Source organism: Aliterella atlantica CENA595, assembly GCF_000952155.1.
GTDB classification, from domain to species: domain Bacteria; phylum Cyanobacteriota; class Cyanobacteriia; order Cyanobacteriales; family Chroococcidiopsidaceae; genus Aliterella; species Aliterella atlantica.
In genome coordinates, this window is the sequence record NZ_JYON01000016.1 from 64,661 (window position 1) to 81,804 (window position 17,144).

The 17,144-nt window shown below is 45.1% G+C and carries 14 protein-coding genes; 4 read left to right on the forward strand and 10 right to left on the reverse strand.

Translation table 11 applies throughout. The annotated features are described in order from the left end of the window. Window positions 1-201: 201 nt before the first annotated feature. Window positions 202-2,202 (reverse strand): DUF1565 domain-containing protein, encoded by a 2,001-nt coding sequence (locus UH38_RS25915; RefSeq protein WP_052672402.1) that lies wholly within the window; start codon window positions 2,200-2,202, stop codon window positions 202-204. A 264-nt stretch (window positions 2,203-2,466) separates the two neighbouring features. Here UH38_RS25915 and UH38_RS15350 point away from each other — a divergent pair, with 264 nt between their 5' ends. Continuing rightward, window positions 2,467-3,039, forward strand: a complete 573-nt coding sequence (locus UH38_RS15350; RefSeq protein WP_045055547.1) for an alpha/beta hydrolase — start codon at window positions 2,467-2,469, stop codon at window positions 3,037-3,039. On the opposite strand, the gene UH38_RS15355 is transcribed toward UH38_RS15350, so the two are convergent. The 9 genes from UH38_RS15355 to UH38_RS15395 form a co-directional block, all read right to left on the reverse strand. Then, the gene (locus UH38_RS15355) at window positions 3,036-3,242 is read right to left on the reverse strand and encodes a hypothetical protein (protein WP_045055548.1); all 207 of its coding nucleotides are present in this window, start codon (window positions 3,240-3,242) and stop codon (window positions 3,036-3,038) included. The two genes, UH38_RS15350 and UH38_RS15355, sit on opposite strands and share 4 nt — an antisense overlap. A gap of 209 nt (window positions 3,243-3,451) precedes the next feature. Further along, the gene (infB, locus tag UH38_RS15360) at window positions 3,452-6,499 is read right to left on the reverse strand and encodes a translation initiation factor IF-2 (protein WP_045055549.1); all 3,048 of its coding nucleotides are present in this window, start codon (window positions 6,497-6,499) and stop codon (window positions 3,452-3,454) included. 79 nt (window positions 6,500-6,578) lie between these two features. Further along, window positions 6,579-6,770: a hypothetical protein gene (locus UH38_RS15365; RefSeq protein ID WP_045055550.1), complete on the reverse strand. Its 192-nt coding sequence runs from the start codon at window positions 6,768-6,770 to the stop codon at window positions 6,579-6,581. 291 nt (window positions 6,771-7,061) lie between these two features. Next, window positions 7,062-7,307 carry a YlxR family protein gene (locus UH38_RS25480; RefSeq protein WP_072044931.1) on the reverse strand — a complete coding sequence of 82 codons (246 nt, stop codon included), beginning with the start codon at window positions 7,305-7,307 and terminating at the stop codon, window positions 7,062-7,064. Window positions 7,308-7,450: 143 nt separating this feature from the next. Continuing rightward, the gene (nusA, locus tag UH38_RS15375) at window positions 7,451-8,755 is read right to left on the reverse strand and encodes a transcription termination factor NusA (protein WP_072044932.1); all 1,305 of its coding nucleotides are present in this window, start codon (window positions 8,753-8,755) and stop codon (window positions 7,451-7,453) included. Window positions 8,756-8,861: 106 nt separating this feature from the next. After that, the gene (gene rimP / locus UH38_RS15380) at window positions 8,862-9,323 is read right to left on the reverse strand and encodes a ribosome maturation factor RimP (RefSeq protein ID WP_045055553.1); all 462 of its coding nucleotides are present in this window, start codon (window positions 9,321-9,323) and stop codon (window positions 8,862-8,864) included. Window positions 9,324-9,498: 175 nt separating this feature from the next. After that, window positions 9,499-10,524 carry an ABC transporter permease gene (locus UH38_RS15385; protein WP_045055554.1) on the reverse strand — a complete coding sequence of 342 codons (1,026 nt, stop codon included), beginning with the start codon at window positions 10,522-10,524 and terminating at the stop codon, window positions 9,499-9,501. A 2-nt stretch (window positions 10,525-10,526) separates the two neighbouring features. After that, window positions 10,527-12,173: an ABC transporter substrate-binding protein gene (locus tag UH38_RS15390; protein WP_045055555.1), complete on the reverse strand. Its 1,647-nt coding sequence runs from the start codon at window positions 12,171-12,173 to the stop codon at window positions 10,527-10,529. 30 nt (window positions 12,174-12,203) lie between these two features. Further along, on the reverse strand, window positions 12,204-13,220 hold the full coding sequence (locus UH38_RS15395; protein WP_045055556.1) for a sulfate/molybdate ABC transporter ATP-binding protein: 1,017 nt from the start codon (window positions 13,218-13,220) through the stop codon (window positions 12,204-12,206). 326 nt (window positions 13,221-13,546) lie between these two features. On the opposite strand from UH38_RS15395, the gene UH38_RS15400 reads away from it, so the two are divergent. The 3 genes from UH38_RS15400 (at window position 13,547) to UH38_RS15410 (ending at window position 17,143) form a co-directional block, all read left to right on the forward strand. Then, entirely contained in the window at window positions 13,547-14,764 is a 1,218-nt protein-coding gene (locus UH38_RS15400) for an RNA-guided endonuclease InsQ/TnpB family protein (RefSeq protein ID WP_045055557.1), read from the forward strand. 111 nt (window positions 14,765-14,875) lie between these two features. Further along, complete coding sequence (gene psb27, locus UH38_RS15405; RefSeq protein WP_045055585.1) at window positions 14,876-15,277, forward strand: photosystem II protein Psb27; 402 nt, start codon at window positions 14,876-14,878, stop codon at window positions 15,275-15,277. Window positions 15,278-15,583: 306 nt separating this feature from the next. Beyond that, the gene (locus tag UH38_RS15410) at window positions 15,584-17,143 is read left to right on the forward strand and encodes a family 10 glycosylhydrolase (RefSeq protein WP_082065402.1); all 1,560 of its coding nucleotides are present in this window, start codon (window positions 15,584-15,586) and stop codon (window positions 17,141-17,143) included. Window position 17,144: the final 1 nt, after the last annotated feature.

The window sequence follows — 17,144 nt, forward strand, 5'->3', positions numbered from 1 at the left end:
TATTAGGAAAATTACATAAGTCCAGTATTGCTGACAAACTAAAGATGGTTGAAACGGGGTCAGCTAATTTAAAGACCCTGACTATAAAAAGCAACTGTTTCAAAGGGGTCAAATATATATAGACCCTGAATATAATAAAAACAAACATAGAATGCCAGAGCCTCTAATTAGAAGCTCTGGCATTTTAAATTACGGCGTTGTCTAAGGAACTCGGACAACAAAAGGAGAAGCGATCGGCTGAACGCGCCCAGTGTTAACTAATGCTTGATAAACAAAAGCTGCAACTTCAGCGCGAGTAGCATCTCGGTTAGGGTTTAATTGTGTAGGTAAGGGGTAATTAACTACCAATTGCCGTGTTGTCGCCGCTGCAACAGGATCGTTAGCATATTGGGGAATCTGGGCAGCATCAGCGTACACAGATAGCACGCCAGGATTGTTAGCCTTTAAGCCCAAACCATTAGCTAGAGAAACTAGCGATTGCACTCTAGGAATTGCTTGCTGTGGTTGAAATAACCCGCCTGGATAACCAGCTACAAACCCGCCGCGATAGGCAGTTTGAATTGCTTGATAAGCCCAGAATTTTTGATTAACATCCTTAAACTGCTGCGCTGGTTTTTGCGATTGAGGATTGAAAGCTTTGCTAATAATCGTCGCAAACTGAGCGCGAGTAACTGGATCGGTCGGTCTAAAAGAGCCATCAGGAAAACCAGCAATAATATCTTGAGCAACAAGCGCTTCGATATAAGGTTGCGCCCAATAACCCTGAATATCACGGAACGTACCTTGCCTAATTGTGGGTCTTGGTACAGTAGCAGCGACAAAAGTTACATTTCCAGAGATTTTTTGCTGGTCGATATCATTGCCAACAGCGCTAATAGTATTGGCGCGGGTAGAGTTGTAGACATCGTACCGAGTATTGTTGCGAATGAAATTGCTACCTTGATTTTCTGATGTACCGAGATCGGGTTGAGCGCTAGCTGTAGCAACAACACCATCCTGTTTGCTATTTTCAATCGTATTACTACGTAGCGTCGGACGAGCAGAGTCAGAAATAAATAGCCCTGCTCTATTTTGGTAAATTTGGTTTCCAGTAATCGAGGGAGTAGAACTACCACCTACAGCCAAGCCAAAACCAGTATCTAAAAATAAATTGTTGCGAATTTGTCCTTGGGCGGTTCGAGCAATAGAAATGCCGTTACCACTGTTTTGAGTAAATACATTATTTTCAACTGTGGGATTAGCAGTTCCAGTAATAAAAACACCGTCTCGGTTGTTGCTTGTGAAAGTGTTGTTTGTAACTGTAGAATTTGCTGATTCAATCCACAATCCGGTTCCGCGCGTATTCGGGTTAGCGATCGTTACGCCATTAACGGTACTACCTGTTTCAGTTCTGATAGTAACGTTTTGACGGGCAAAGGTAGGGCTGACATAAGTTCCACCGCCAACAATTACTCTAGTTTGACCTTTGGTAGCCTCATCGCCTCTGAGCGTTACACCTTGCTTAATCGTTAGGGGAAATACCTCCCCAGTGTTGGCGGTATAGACACCAGGAGCTAGCTGAATTGTTGTTCCTGCACCTGCTGTACTAAGGGCGTAGGAAATAGTTTTGTAAGGCGCTTGGGCTGAACTACCAGCACTTTGATTGTCTGCGCCATTTACTGGATCGACGTAAAGAACTGTGCCAGTAGTAGGCGCTTGATTAGTTGTAGGAGTTGATGTAGGACTGGGCGTTGGTGTTGGGGATGAGGTTGGTGCGGGGCTGGGCGTTGGAGATGGAGATGATGTCGGTACGACAACTGGACTAGGCGTTGCTGTAGGCGTTGGAGATGCTGTCGGTGTGGGGCTAGGCGTTGGAGATGGAGATGATGTCGGTACGACAACTGGACTAGGCGTTGCTGTAGGCGTTGGAGATGCTGTCGGTGTGGGGCTAGGCGTTGGAGATGGAGATGATGTTGGTACGACAACTGGACTGGGGGTTGCTGTGGGCGTTGTTGTCGGGACTACAACCGGACTGGGTGTTGCCGTTGGCGTTGTTGTTGGTACAGTAGGCACTGTAACTTGAGCAAGTTTGGGCGTAGAAGCGATCGCACTGGCAAGCGGGACGATCCCACCAATAAGTAAGGCAGCGCTAGCTAACGCCCGTACAGATATTTTAGAAGTGCTAATTTGAGCTTGACTACGGCGAGAACCCGATTTAACCATTTTGCTTGTTGATTTAATAAGTATCTGGTCTTGAATTAAAGTACGTTGATTCGGCAAAAAGGCAAAAGGTTTTTACTTTTCTTAAAAATAAGAAATGACAATCGAGTTTTTGCACGATTAGAGCAGACACAAGCCCAGGATAGTTTACTTTACTGCCACGTTCTAGCTTAAGTTCCATTGCCTTTAAGTTATTGCTATAGCCAGAGGAGCAACTAATAACTCTTAGTTATCGTCTTGACTATCAGTAAGTTCAATGGATCGAAAATGGGTTTATTACCACGACTATTTCGTAGTGCTTTATGCTTAACAACTACTTTAGCGATCGCTTTATCTAGCGGTAGTGCTTTAGCTGCGGAGAAAGTGGTGTTGACGTACCGTATTTTCCGGCAATCAATTTCTGTAGAGGAAATGTCTACTTTTGCTCAGAAGGGCGAACTTTCTTCATCGCTGCGGGTAAATTTAGCTTTAGCAAGACAAGATCCCAAGGTAATCCGCCGCTATTTAACAGAATCAGTAACCGTCAATCCAGTCTTACTAGATCGGGTGTTAAATAGTCCTGTTGGTAATATTGTCCTTGATGAAATTAGTCAAGCTATTCATACGCCTTCTCGCCGAGCCGATAGACAAGCGTTGCGGGCAGCATTAGTTTTATCTGCTGCCCAAGATTACCCAGAGGGTAGCGCTAATAGCGATCGCAATATCAGTCTAATCGAGGTAATTGAAAATTATCCGGCAGCAGAAGTTATAGTTGACGGCGATCGCTTAGAGCGTGCTTACCGTCAACTGCGCCAATTTGAAAGAGGATTGCCCGATTTACTCCGGCGCATTTCTATTTAGTAAGCTAGGGTTTCCAAAGTTTCGCGCAAGTAGCGCTGGACTTGACGATCTAAGCTCAAGTTTTGCAGTTGACGATCTAAGCTAAAACTTTCATGTTGCCAGCGTTGGAAGCCCGAACTAGCGGAGATTGCCGCTCTTAGCTGCTCCCAAATGTGATTTTTGGAAGAAGATTGGCGATCGCCAGCAGTCAAGAAAACAGCCATATGTCTTCAGTCCTGATTTTTGCGTGTGTGATGAGTTAGAGAATGAGACAATAGTCTTTCTTTAGTTATTATTGTCTACTTCTGCCTGCAAATTTGTCTGTTAATAACAGTTTGACAATCTAGGAAAAAAATTAACAGCCTCTCTAGGGGGAAAAAATGAGCAGTAGGGCAAAAGATTACTTAAATAATCTTTTACCCTTTAACCTGCTTTATTTGGCTACGAGAGTAAGGGTACGACGCTTCGTGACCATTTGATAGGCATCAATAATATCGCCTTCCGCCCAGTCATTGAATTTATCGATTCCGATACCGCATTCGTAGCCTGCATTGACTTCACGCACGTCTTCTTTCATGCGTTTGAGCGAATCAAGACTACCTTCAAACACAACTTTGCCGCCTCGATTGACGCGCACTTTGCAGTTGCGGACTAGCTTGCCTGACAGCACGTAGCAACCAGCAACAGCACCGCGACCAACTGTAAACACAGCACGTACTTCGGTTTGACCGAGGGGTTCTTCTACCAACTCTGGCTCTAGCAGCCCTTCTAAAGCTCCCTGGATGTCTTCTAAGAGTTTGTAGATGATATTGTATTCTCGGACATCTACACCTGCCTCATCGGCGGCTTGTCTAGCTCCGCTAGCCAGGGTAGTATTGAAGCCCACGATTACAGCATTACTAGCTGCGGCTAAGTCAATATCTGTTTCAGTTATTTCCCCAGGAGCGGCTAATAGCAAGCGGATTTGCACTTCGTTTTGAGGTAGTTGGCGTAGCGAACTGACGATCGCTTCTAAAGAACCTTGAACGTCGGCTTTGACAATTAAGTTGAGTTCTTTGAGTTCGCCTTCTTGAGCTTGAGCCGAAAGCGTTGTTAAGGTGGCGCGTCCTTGCATCAAGCGAGATTGACGTTGTTTGTCGGCTCTATCTGAGGCGATCGCTCGCGCTTCTTTTTCATTCTCGAATACATCGAACTCATCGCCTGCAGCGGGTACTTCGCTCAATCCCAACACTTCTACAGCAAAGGATGGGCTAGCGGCATCTACGCGCTGTCCTCTATCGTCAACCATTGCCCGAACCTTACCAAAGGCAGAGCCAGCAACTAAAACATCGCCTACTCTTAACGTGCCATTTTGAACTAGCAATGTCGCTACAGAACCTTTAGCTTTATCGAGGTGAGCTTCTACTACAGTTCCTTTTGCCAGACGATCTGGGTTAGCCGACAGTTCTTCTACTTCTGCTACTAACAAAAGCATCTCTAGCAAGGTATCTAGATTCTCGCCTTTGATCGCGCTTACAGGTGTCATGATGGTTTCGCCGCCCCATTCTTCCGGTGTCAAGCCGTATTGAGTGAGTTCTTGCTTAACTCGGTCTGGTTGAGCGCCTTCTTTGTCTATTTTATTGATAGCAACTACAATTGGCACTTCCGCTGCTTGCGCGTGACTGATTGCTTCAATTGTTTGCGGACGTACGCCGTCATCTGCAGCTACTACTAATACAGCAATATCTGTTACTCTTGCACCCCGCGCCCGCATGGCTGTAAATGCTTCGTGACCTGGTGTATCGAGGAAAACGATTTGCTGTGGCTTGCCGTCGTGTTCGATATCGACGTGGTAAGCACCGATATGCTGAGTAATGCCGCCTGCTTCGCCTTGAGCGACTTTGGTTTTGCGAATCGAGTCTAGCAGGGTAGTCTTACCGTGATCTACGTGTCCCATAATCGTAACTACAGGTGGACGGCGTTGCAGGTGTTCTAAATCCTCTGCCTCGACCATTTCGGTAACTTTGCGAGCTTCCGCTTCTGGTTCGGCAGTTTCGACTTCTACGCCTAATTCTCCAGCAACCATGATCACGGTGGGAATATCCAAGTTTTGGGTAATATTCACCGCCATGCCCTTGATAAACAGGATTTTGACAATATCTGTATCTGGAACTGCTAATTCATTAGCTAGTTCTTGGACTGTCATCGTGCCTGTAACTATAATTTTCTCTGGGCGATCGCGTTTTTGCTCTGGTTCGCTACGGCGGCGGTTATCACTGCGCGAGCTAGTTTTTTTGCTTTTAACTGCTGCAGTAGTTGGTGCGGCTGGACTTGATTGCTGCGCTTGTTTGGGCGCTCTTTGTTTGGGTGGACGGGCAACAGATAAACTAACTTGAACGGGGGCATCAATTCCTAGCTCGTCTGCTAATTCCTCTTCCTCTTCTAGATCGATAATCGGTTTGAGGCGCTTGAGTTTAGCTGCGGCTTTGCCAGGTTTGATTGAATCTTGCCCTTCATCAATTTCCTCTTCCTGCCATTTCTTCACGCCACCTTTGACTGGGCGAGGTAAAGTCGGGCGTTGCAGGAGTTCTTCTGTTTCGTCAATAAGTCTATCGCCGTCGATATCCTCATCAATCGCGCCAATTTCCGTTTCAATACTTGGAGCTTTGGGGCGGACTGGTTTTGGACTTATTGGTTCTAAAACGCGACCTACTTTTGGTCTATTTGTTTCTGTCCCTGGTTGACCTCTGCCTACTGGTGCATCTGTTCTCGTACCAATTGGACTACCAGGAGGGCGACGTGTTGGGCGCTCTGGTGTCTCTGTTCTTGTTCCTACTGCGCTCTCAGGAGCATTTTGCTGCTGGTGTTTTCTCAGGATCGGGCGATCGCCAATGTTCAACTGCACGTTTTGGGCTACTTTTGCCACTGCTGGACGATTGGGTGGGGCAATTGGTTGCGGAGGCTGGGCAATTTCACGCTCTCTTTCCCTTATTGGTGCTACTCGATTGTCTGGCGCTGCACTTTGAGTTTCTAATGCTTCTTTTGGCGCAGCATTTGGGCTAATCGAGCGATTGGGTTGTGCTGGTTTGATTGGTGCTGGAGGTGGGTTATGAGGACGCGGCTGGCTTGGGGCTTTTAATTGAGATTCTGAGCTATTAGCAATTTGCGGCTCCGAGCCGTCTTGGTTGGCGCGTTCTACAATTTTGGGTTTGCGAATTTCTAAGATTTGTTGCTTGTTGGGGGCGGGTTTTGGTCTATTGATATTAGCTGCTGGTATGTTTTTGGCATGAACTGCTGATTCTTTCCGCGCAGAGGCAACGCTTGCAGGCTGCTTCATTTGTTTTTCTGCTGCCGAACGAATGCGCTCTGCCTCGCTTTCTGAGATCGTGCTGCTATGACTTTTGACTGCAATATTTAGCTGGTCGCAAATGGATAATATATCTTTGTTATCCAAATTCAATTCCTTTGATAAATCGTATATTCTGACTTTGCCGTTGTTCATCCACTCTTCCTCTTTACTTGACGGTTGGGTGTGAATGGTCGCCTGGTTTTGTGACATTTCCATTCAGTTAAGTCCTGTGTTATTGGTTGCCGTTCAAATTTTTGCCCGTGCCTCCAACAAAGAAAGAGAGATGTTTTTCGTTGCTTGAAAGGCACACCCGATCGCAATTGTCACCCGCTTGACGACTGGGTTTTGGTTTGCTGGGGATAACGCCTCGCGCTGTCACTTGTTGCTGCCATACTTTTAGCCAAAATTTTGCCTTAGCGGACATATTTTTAGCCTCTAGCCGTCGTTTTGGCAGCCAAGTTATAGGGATGCTTGTGTATGCATGGTTTCTTTTTAGTTCTTGCACTAACCTTCTTAAAAATTGTTGATTTTAACGCTGGATTATTTACTAATTTTTTCTATTTTACTATTTTGGCACTAACCTACTATGAAAGTAGTTAACAGACATTGACAAGCAATTAGATTTTGCCAGAAGTGCCAAGTTGTTTCGTGTCATCAACAAATGTCAGGATTAGTTTGTGGGTTTGTAAATTTGGTTGCCCAGGCAGATTGCTCTCTAGTTTAGACGTTGCCACAATGTATCATAAATTGCTGGCGGTATCGATGTACGAAGACTTCGCCCCAATCGATTTTTCTTTTGCGCCGCTTGCAAGCAATCAACTTGCGGACAAATATAAGCAGATCGTCCCATGCCCCGATCTAATTGTAGCTTCCCTGATGGATAGAGGCGCACAATTTGCCAAAATTCTTGTTTCAATGCTAGCCGCCGACAGCTAATACAACGGCGGTAGTTGGGTTTCATTTAGTAGTTTTGAGCCAGTGAATTTTGAATTTTGAGTTATTGGGGATGGTGTCAAGGGGGAGCAGGAGGGAGATCGTTATTATAGCTTGAGGGTGTTGCTGGTAGTAGCTAGAGACTTTTTGTCTCCCCCCGTTTTTGACTAATCAAACTGGAAGATCGGTTGGCTCTGTTTCTTGCTCGGTTTCGTAGTCTTCTTCGTAGTCTTCGTAGTCTGATTCAGCTTCCGCATCTGCTGCTGCGGCTTCTGCGGCTTCGGCTTCGGCTTGTGCTTGGTATTGTGCTGCTAGTTCGGCAAACTTGGTATCTTCGGCAGCGCGATCGTATTTTTCACGGTCTTTGATATCGATTTTCCAACCAGTCAAACGCGCTGCTAGTCGGACGTTTTGCCCTTCTTTACCAATAGCTAAACTAAGCTGATCTTCGGCAACTAATACGTGTGTTTGGCGGTTGTCTGGATTCATTAGGCGCACTTCATCTACTCGCGCTGGACTTAAAGCATTGGCAATGTATGTTGCGGGATCGGGCGACCAACGAATTACGTCGATTTTTTCGCCACGCAATTCGTTTACTACTACCTGAATCCGCGAACCTCTAGCTCCAATGCACGCTCCTACTGGGTCTACATCTCTTTCTAAGGTATCTACAGCAATTTTTGTCCGAGGACCAACATAACGCGATGGCGGATTGGCTTCTCTAGCTACAGCGACAATTCTAACGACCTCATCTTCAATTTCTGGGACTTCGTTGGCGAATAAATATACTACCAAACCTGCATCCGCGCGGGAAACTAATAGCTGCGGACCGCGTTGCTGACCTTGGCTGACTTTTTTGAGATAGACTTTGAAAGTTGCATTGGCGCGATAGTTGTCGTTGGGTAACTGTTCGCGCTTGGGTAGTTCGGCTTCTACTTCTGGTTGACCGAAGCCGCTATTTACTGCCATAATTACCGATTGCCGTTCAAATCTCAGCACTCTAGCTTGAAGCACAGTGCTTTCGAGGTCTTGAAATTCCTCTTGGATCATTTGACGTTGCTGATCCCGCAGTTTTTGCGCTAACACCTGCTTGGTTTGCATTGCTGCCATGCGTCCGAAGTCGCGTTGTTCGGGGGTAACATCGAGGATAACTTCGCTGCCTAGTTGTGCCTCTGCTTCAAATTCTTGCACTTCGCGCAGAGCAATTTGGTGATCGGGATCGTTAACTTCTTCGACGATAGTTTTAGTCGAAAGCACGCGAAAGCCTTCATCGTCTACATCTAGTTCTACTTCAAAGTTGTCAAAGTATTCTTCATCAAAAGTACGTTTATCTAAATTTTGAGCGCGGCGATAGCGTTCGTAACCTTTAAGCAAGGCTTCTCGTAAAGCTGCTTGGACAGCGTGTTTGGGTAAATTGCGATCGCGACTAATACTATCTATTAATTCTTGAAGTCCAGGAAGACTGACCATTGACATAACGTAGACCTCTGTAGGGAATGAATGGGGAGCAGGGAGAGATTTAATAGTTAGCAGTTGAGTTTTGGTAGCTGGTAACTGGTCACTGGTAACTGGTCACTGTTTTTTAACGGCGTTCGTTGAGTTGGACTTTGCTAATTAGGGAACGGGGGATAGCGATCGCTCGACCTTTTTGATTGAGGTACACAAAGTTGTCGTCGCGGCGAATTAGTTGTCCTGTCCATTCTTGCTGTCCGTCGAAAGGTTCGGACGTGGCGACGATAACAGCAAACCCTTTGAAGGATATAAATTCGCGATCGCTTGTTAATTGACGGGAAATCCCTGGACTAGATATTTCTAATACATAGGCATCGGCAATAATGTTTGCCTCGTCAAGAGTGGCTTCTAGCGCTCTACTCATGCGTTCGCAGTCATCTAACCCCGTATCTTGCTGAGGATTGCGAATATCTACGCGCAAGATGGGCGGGTTTTGATTGGTGTGAAAAACTGCGCCAACTACCTCTAGTTGCAGTTGTTCGGCTACTGGTGTCGCTAATTCAATTATTTGGGGGATCAAAGGGTGAGCCATTTTACGCCATAAAAAAAGCGGGCGGATACCCACTTCCTGAGAAATTAGATTTTCTAAGAAGTTTTTGAGAGCGAATCGAGGGCGATTCGTCTCTAACTTGAGTCTATCGCATTCACGGACGAGCGTGTGGGAACAGATGCCAATAATAGAGTGCCACCACGTTCAAATAGTAGATTTAGTAACGAATGCGGGGATCTATATAAGCATTCAAAATGTCGATCGCAATACTAGCGAACACTACTATAGCGGCGAAAAATACTAAAATCCCCTGTACTGTAGGATAGTCGCGTAATGAGATTGCTTCATACAAGCGATTTGCTAAACCTGGCCAAGAAAATGTTACTTCTGTTAATACTGCCCCACCTAGTAAGGAAGCAAATGTTAGTCCCAAAATTGTAATTACCGGAATCAAGGCATTTTTCAAGGCGTGGGAGATGATTATTTTCCGTTCGCCAATACCTCTAGCGCGGGCTGCTTCTACGTAATCAGCTTTAAGAGTTTGCTTGAGGTTGACGCGGACAATGCGCTCAAATATGCCGCTGAGGAGAACCCCCAGAGTAACACTAGGCAAAAATAAGTAGTACAAAGCTGTGAAAAAGTAACCCAAGTTGCCACTAAGTAAGCTGTCTATAGTGTATAAACCTGTAGGACCTAGTGGCGGGACTAAAAATGAAGGAAAGCGAGTGCCTAAAGGAAACCAGCCTAGCTGTACTGAGAAAATTAACTGAACGAGCATTCCTACCCAAAATAAAGGTAGGGCGTAAGTAATAATTCCAAACAATCGCCCACCTACATCTAAAAAAGAGTTGGGGCGAGAAGCAGAAAGTACGCCGACACCGATACCAACTAACAAAGCAACTGCCATACTACAGACAGCTAGTTCTACAGTGGCGGGAAAATATTGCCCAATCGTATCCCAAACTACTTCCCCTTGGCTAGTAATGGAGGTTCCAAGGTCTAGGCGCAGCAGATTTCCTAAGTAACGAATATATTGCAGCCACAAGGGGTCTAATAATCCTAAACGTTCGCGGTACTCTTGCTTAACGCTTTCGGGGGCGCGGACTCCAAGTACGGCATCAACTGGATCTCCTGGTGTCGCTCGCAGGAGCAAAAATACTACTGTGGTAATTGTTAGCAACATTAAAGGTGCTAATAATAAGCGCACGAGGACATAGTATTGCAGAGATTTGGATCTAGACATACTTATCCTTTTTTGATTTGCCAAAGAGGGAGCTTGAGGATCGGATCTATTTGTAAGCCTTGCAATCCTTTTTGCCCGAAAGCATAGTCTTTACTTTGGACTAAGGGAACGGCGGGTACATCTGTTGCTACTAATTGTTGAATTTCGCCAATAATTTTTTGTCTGGCTTGGGGATTTTGTTCTTGGCGTTGCTGGGCGATTAGTTTGTTCATGCGATCGCTATAATAAAACGATCCTTGGCTCTGACTTGCTCCTTCTGTACAACCAGCAGCGGCGCTGCCTTTGGTACAACTTAAAAATGGTTGAATGTAGTTATCAGGATCGCCGAAGTCTGGATACCAGTCAAGTAAGGCAATTTGATAAAGTCCTTTACCAATATTGGCAAAAAATGTCGTCGATTCTTCCGCTTGCGGCTGAATTTGCACTATGCCTTCTAGTCTTTGGCTGGCGTACTCTCTCAATGTGCTAGCAATTTGTTCTCTAGTGAGTGAGTTAGCTGGATAAAATACTTCTAACCTTAATGGATTAGTGGCGTTATATCCTGCTTGCGCTAACAGTTCTTTTGCTCTGGCTACATTGCCATCGCCGTACTGAGTTTGAAATGTCGGTTGATAGCCGCTCACGGTACTGGGAATCATGCTGTAGAGCGCCTCTGCTTGCTTTTTATACACGCGCTCGGTGATGATTGAGCGATCTATCGCTGCTGCTAATGCCTGTCTAACTACCACATTATCTAGCGGCTTTTGCTTGACATTTAGCATCATGTGTGTCACTACATTACTTTGTTCTTCTAGTGCTTGCCAGCCGTTTTTGGTTGCTTGTTGTTTCAGGCTTTCTACTTGTTCGGGATCGAAGGTTTGGTAAGCAATATCTACTCCACCTGTACGGAAAGTATTGTATAAATTGGCAGAACTGGTAAGAATTTGGAAGTCAATTCCTGGGCTTGGTGGTTTTGTCCCCCAATACTTAGGAAAAGCATCCATCCTGACTAATTGTGGCGTAAATTGCACTAATTTGTAAGGACCTGTACCGACAAAAATATTAGGTTTAAATTTGCCAGCACCAATTTCATAAGCTTTGGGCGAAATCGCGCACATTCCTGGAAAAGCTAGCAGAGAAGGAAAGGCTGCAAAAGCATTTTTGAGCTTAATCGTGAGTTCGTAATCTCCCGATGCTGTCACCGACTCAACAACATCAGATAATAGTGCTGCTGGTTTGCCGCCATTTTGGATAAATCGGTTGAGAGAAAATGCCATTGCTTCGGCATTAAAAGGCGTGTCATCGTGGAAAATAACGCCTTGACGCAGGGGAATTATATAATTAAGCCCGTCTGGACTAACTTTTGGTAAAGCAGTGGCAAGTTGGGGTTCTAGTTCGTCCGTACCGATTTTGTAAGTGTAAAGGCGATCGCTCAAACTTGTCATCACATTATTGCCTGCAAGTTCGTAATTATCGGCAGGGTCCAATGTGCGCGGTCTTAAAGTCGTACCTACAGTTAAGCGACTACTACCTGCTGCGTTTGGTGTAGTTGTTTGTTGGGTATTGGGACGAGTGCAGCTAACAACTAGCAAGCAACATAAAGACGCTAAAGCTAAAAATTTTCCTAATGATGTCCATCGGCGGATAGACGAGTCAAGCCAATCGATCATGTTTTAATCTTTTACAGAATTGCAACTAAATTAAATTGAATAGTACAACGGAAACGATTTAGCTTCTTTGGGCTTGACGTAAACTCTTTGTTCGGGTTCCAAATTTAGTTGGTCGAATCTATCGCGCGTTAGGTGCGCTGTAACTACTTGCCCGTCGTCTAACGTTAGTTCTGCCTGAATTTCCCAGCCTAAATGAATTAGTCGACTAACTCTAGCTGGTACAGTGCTACCGTTTTGTTCTCGTTCAATAACTACATCTTGAGGACGCAAAAACATTTCCGGATGAGCGGAGTCAAACCCATTGCCCTGAAAAATGCGCGATGAGCTAGGTAATACGTTGACCGGACCAATAAAACTCATCACAAATGCTGTGGCTGGATGGTCGTAGATTTGGGCTGGGGTTCCTATTTGTTCGACTTTGCCTTTATTCATTACTACCAATTCGTCAGACACTTCCATTGCTTCTTCTTGGTCGTGGGTGACAAATACTGTAGTAACGTGAACTTCATCGTGCAGCCTTCGCAGCCAGGCGCGTAAGTCTTTGCGGACTTTGGCATCAAGAGCGCCAAAAGGTTCGTCTAGTAATAATACTTGCGGCTGTACTGCTAGCGCTCTGGCTAAAGCTACCCTTTGCCTTTGACCGCCGGAAAGTTGGGATGGATAGCGATCGCCAAGTCCTGTAAGCTGAACTAATTCTAATAGTTCGTTGACCCGCGATTTAACTTTGGCTTTGCCTGTCTTACGAATATCTAAACCAAAGGCGATATTTTCGCGCACGCTCATGTGCTTGAACAAAGCATAATGTTGAAAGACAAAGCCAATATTGCGTTCTTGCACGCTTTGCTGTGTAGCATCTTTGCCCGTAAGCCAAATTTTGCCACTATCTGGCATTTCTAAGCCTGCTATCAGCCTGAGCAAAGTAGATTTACCCGACCCCGATGGTCCTAACAAGGCAACTAGCGATCCACTTTCAATTTCTAGACTAACTCGATCTACTGCTTGGAAACTGCCAAATTTTTTGGATACGTTTTCAACAACAATGCCCACGACGGAACCTCTGCATGAATATGAAGGGCGCAATGTATAAATTTAGCTTTTATCTTAAGCACTTTTTATACTTTATTTTAATTTCCCTGTTTATCGGTAGGAATACTGTAGTTTTATAGCATAAATTGACCGCCTAACTAAAGAAACAACTGCTCACTGGTCACTGACCGAGTGCGTCGCCGCGCTCAAGCCAAGCGAGTTTTCGGGATAGAGGATTCTATCCCGAAAACTCGCGCCCTAAATTCATTTATGGGGGTTAGCGGCAGGCGATTAAAATCGCCGTGAATAAAGTACCTATAATTTATTCATTATATTATAATACTGTTATGAGCATAACAGTAAACTACGAGTACAAGCTTAAACCTTCAATGCAACAAATCAAGACTTTTGATGCATGGCTATCTACCTGCAAGAAAGTCTATAACTATGCGTTGCGCGAACGAAAGGATTGGGTTAATTCTCGTAAATCACCTGTTAATGCTTGTTCTCTAGTATCTGAATATATACTTCCTGCTGATACACCCAGACCAACTTATTACAGCCAATGCAAGGCGCTAACTTCAGCTAAGAAAAATATAACTGACCTAACTAAGCCACACATCCATGTTTTACAGCAAACATTGCGTCAACTAGAGGCAGCGTTTGTATCGATGTGGGAGCGCGGTCACGGCTTCCCTAGATTCAAGAAAAAAATGCGTTCTTTTGTCTATCCAGATGTAAAACAAAACGCAGTTGAATCAGGGAGAGTGAAGCTGCCTAAAATTGGTTGGGTAAGGATGAGAATGTCTCGCCCGTTGCCAGAGGGTTTTACTCTCAAGCAAATGAGGTTAATAAAACGTGCTTCTGGTTATTACGCCCAGCTTACTTATCAATTAGGCGTGCAAGTGCCAGACGTTCCAGTTCACGGGCATTTTTTAGGAGTAGATATTGGGCTAGACAAATACATAGCTACTAGCGACGGAGAATTAGTTTCTAGACCTCGATTTTTTAATGCACTTCACCGCGAGTTGAAATTACTGCAACGAAGACTAAAGCATAAGAAAAAAGGTTCTAGTAATTGGCTAAAACTTCAAAATAAAATAGCTAAAATCCATCAAAGAATCAATGATACCCGTAAAGATTGGCATTTTAAGTTAGCCCATAATTTATGCGACAAAGCTGGAGCAATATTTGTTGAGGATATTAACTTCAAAGCTTGGGCAAAAGGGCTATTTGGTAAACATACGCTTGATGCAGCATACGGACAATTTTTCAATATCTTGTCTCATATTTGCTGGAAACGGGATGTGTTTTTTCTCAAAGTAAACAAAGACTACACAAGTCAAATCTGCCCTAATTGTCAAACGCATACAGGTAAAAAAGACTTGAGTGAGAGAGTGCATCGTTGTGTTAGCTGTGGCTACACAACCAATAGGGATGTAGCCGCTGCTCAGGTAATCTTGCAACGTGGTATTCTTGCGGTCGGACAGCCCGTGAGTCAAATTGCTTCTGGAGACGTACTATTGGGGGCTAATAGCAATATTAGTCTAGGTAAGTGTCCGTGAGAGAAGAATCCCCTGCGTTCACGCATGGGGAGTGTCAATAAAACGATCCCCAATGTGCAAATCCAAGATAGGATAGACGTTGATTTAGTGTCTACTTTTACTAAAAATATTATGAAGCGCTACTGGTCACGTCTGCTTGCTTTAGTTTTGGTTGTAGTCATAGGCTTAATGGGCTGTTCGGCAAATGGCTCAAGTTCGCTTTCAGGAGATTATCGCCAAGATACCTTAAGCGTAGTCAATACTTTGAGAACTGCCCTAGATTTACCAGAAGATGACCCCAATAAAGTTGAAGCTCAAGCAGTAGCGCGAGAGACAATTAATGAATTTGCTGCTCGTTATCAAAGAGACTCATCAGTTGCCGCCCTCAATTCCTTTACTACTATGCGGACAGCTTTAAACTCTCTAGCTGGGCATTATAGTTCTTATCCCAATCGTCCAGTACCCCAAAAGCTAAAACAACGCTTGCAACAAGAGTTTAAACAAGTTGAAGCTTCGCTTTCGCGTGGTGGTTAAAACAGTGACCAGTTTGTCAGTGACCAGTTACCAGGTTTAAGACGTTCGCTTGCGAACAATACTGGTCACTGGTTACTGGTCACTGGTCACTGGTCACTGTTAAAAAGGATGGTTGGGAAACATAAGTGTAGCTTCAGCAGTCTGGAACAAGAGCTTGGGCAGTTGGCAGATATAAACTGCCGAGTAGCTAAACGATCGCTAGGGCAAGCAACAGCCAAAAATCAGCAAGTAGTTTATGCTAGCTCTGGCGATCGCTAAATTTACCGAACGCGGATAACTTCTGTCTTTAATTTATTGCTTTTGGGCATGACCAACCATTCTATCCAATTTAAAAAATCAAAATTAGCTGGGCGCAGGGCGATCGCTGCTGTTATCGCTGGTAGCTTAATTAGCGCCAATGGAGTTAAGCCAACCTTTGCTCAAACAAATGCTTATTGCCAGTTTTCAGCAGCAGCAATGCAGGAAAAAGAAAGTTTACGTCAATCTGCATTAAAAGGCGATCGAGACGCTCAAAATCGCTATCAAGACCTGCTAAATCGACACGCGCAGCAACTTCAACAGTGCCGCAGTAAGACTTGGCCCCAAAATCAATCTATTTGGTTGCGCCTGTATCCTTGCGACTTGCAGCCAGGAATGCTAGACAAAATCATGGATCGAATTGTCGATCGGGGCTACAACAAAGTTTATATCGAAGTTTTTGCCGACGGACAGGTATTGTTGCCTGCGGCAGCGAATGCGACAGCATGGCCCTCAGTAATCCGTACGCCAGGCACAGAAAGAGTAGATTTGCTGGCTCAAGCCATCCAAAAAGGACACCAGCGGGGCTTAAAGGTATATGCTTGGATGTTTATGATGAACTTTGGCTACTCCTACGGACAACGTAGCGATCGCCAGTCGGTGTTAGCGCGAAACGGCAAAGGAGAAACGAGTTTATATTTCGTCGACAACGAAAGCCAAGTATTTATCGATCCTTACAACATCCAAGCCAAAAGAGACTATTACAAATTAGTTAACGAAATCGTGCGCCGCCGACCAGATGGCGTGTTATTCGATTACGTCCGCTATCCACGCGGGTTAGGCGCTAATTCAGTCATTACCAAAGTGCAAGACTTATGGATTTATGGCGATGCAGCCAGGCAAGCTTTATTAAAACGCGCCAACAACTCCAAAGGGCTAGATTTGATCGCGCGTTACTCTCGCAAAGGGTCAATATCAGTGGCAGATGTAGCCGCCGTAGATAGCCAATATCCCCAAGAAAGCGAACCGATGTGGCAAGGACGCACCCTACCTTCGCCTCCTCCGTCACCATCACCTACCCTAGTAGATGCCGCCTCGCCAGCATCAAAATCAACTGCTGCGCCTGTACTGAGTGCCGCCCAAAAACAACCCAGGTTGCAATGGGAGTTGTGGCAATTAAGCGTCGCTCACGCTATTCAAGGCATATTAGACTTTTTAGCAGTAGCAGCTTGGCCCGTACAGAGACAAGGAATTAAAGCAGGAGCGGTATTTTTTCCTGATGCCAATCAAACTATCGGTCAAGGCTACGACTCGCGCTTGCAACCTTGGCATCGATTTCCCCCAAGTTTAGAGTGGCACGCAATGTCTTATGCCAATTGCGGTAATACCAAGTGCATTACCGCTTTAGTTCAGCGCGTAGTTCAGCAAGCACCAGCAAACGTGCAAATTGTACCTGCGATCGCTGGAGTCTGGGGCAAAACAATTAGCAATCGTCCTTCTTTAGAAGCACAGATGCAAGCAATTCGCCAAACTACACCGCAAGTTAACAGCGTCAGTCACTTTGCCTTTTCTTGGCAAGAACCGCAGTTAGATAGCGAGCGGAAGTCTTGCCGCAACCGCTCTTTATAAA

What these genes read in the sequence shown, in the direction of transcription:
- infB (WP_045055549.1), bottom strand. Translation starts at nt 6,499, where the DNA reads ATGAACAACGGCAAAGTCAGAATATACGATTTATCAAAGGAATTGAAT.
- UH38_RS15385 (WP_045055554.1), bottom strand. Translation starts at nt 10,524, where the DNA reads ATGTCTAGATCCAAATCTCTGCAATACTATGTCCTCGTGCGCTTATTA.
- nusA (WP_072044932.1), bottom strand. Translation starts at nt 8,755, where the DNA reads ATGTCAATGGTCAGTCTTCCTGGACTTCAAGAATTAATAGATAGTATT.
- UH38_RS25915 (WP_052672402.1), bottom strand. Translation starts at nt 2,202, where the DNA reads ATGGTTAAATCGGGTTCTCGCCGTAGTCAAGCTCAAATTAGCACTTCT.
- UH38_RS15400 (WP_045055557.1), top strand. Translation starts at nt 13,547, where the DNA reads ATGAGCATAACAGTAAACTACGAGTACAAGCTTAAACCTTCAATGCAA.
- rimP (WP_045055553.1), bottom strand. Translation starts at nt 9,323, where the DNA reads ATGGCTCACCCTTTGATCCCCCAAATAATTGAATTAGCGACACCAGTA.
- UH38_RS15350 (WP_045055547.1), top strand. Translation starts at nt 2,467, where the DNA reads ATGGGTTTATTACCACGACTATTTCGTAGTGCTTTATGCTTAACAACT.
- UH38_RS25480 (WP_072044931.1), bottom strand. Translation starts at nt 7,307, where the DNA reads ATGAAACCCAACTACCGCCGTTGTATTAGCTGTCGGCGGCTAGCATTG.
- UH38_RS15365 (WP_045055550.1), bottom strand. Translation starts at nt 6,770, where the DNA reads ATGTCCGCTAAGGCAAAATTTTGGCTAAAAGTATGGCAGCAACAAGTG.
- UH38_RS15390 (WP_045055555.1), bottom strand. Translation starts at nt 12,173, where the DNA reads ATGATCGATTGGCTTGACTCGTCTATCCGCCGATGGACATCATTAGGA.
- psb27 (WP_045055585.1), top strand. Translation starts at nt 14,876, where the DNA reads ATGAAGCGCTACTGGTCACGTCTGCTTGCTTTAGTTTTGGTTGTAGTC.
- UH38_RS15355 (WP_045055548.1), bottom strand. Translation starts at nt 3,242, where the DNA reads ATGGCTGTTTTCTTGACTGCTGGCGATCGCCAATCTTCTTCCAAAAAT.
- UH38_RS15410 (WP_082065402.1), top strand. Translation starts at nt 15,584, where the DNA reads ATGACCAACCATTCTATCCAATTTAAAAAATCAAAATTAGCTGGGCGC.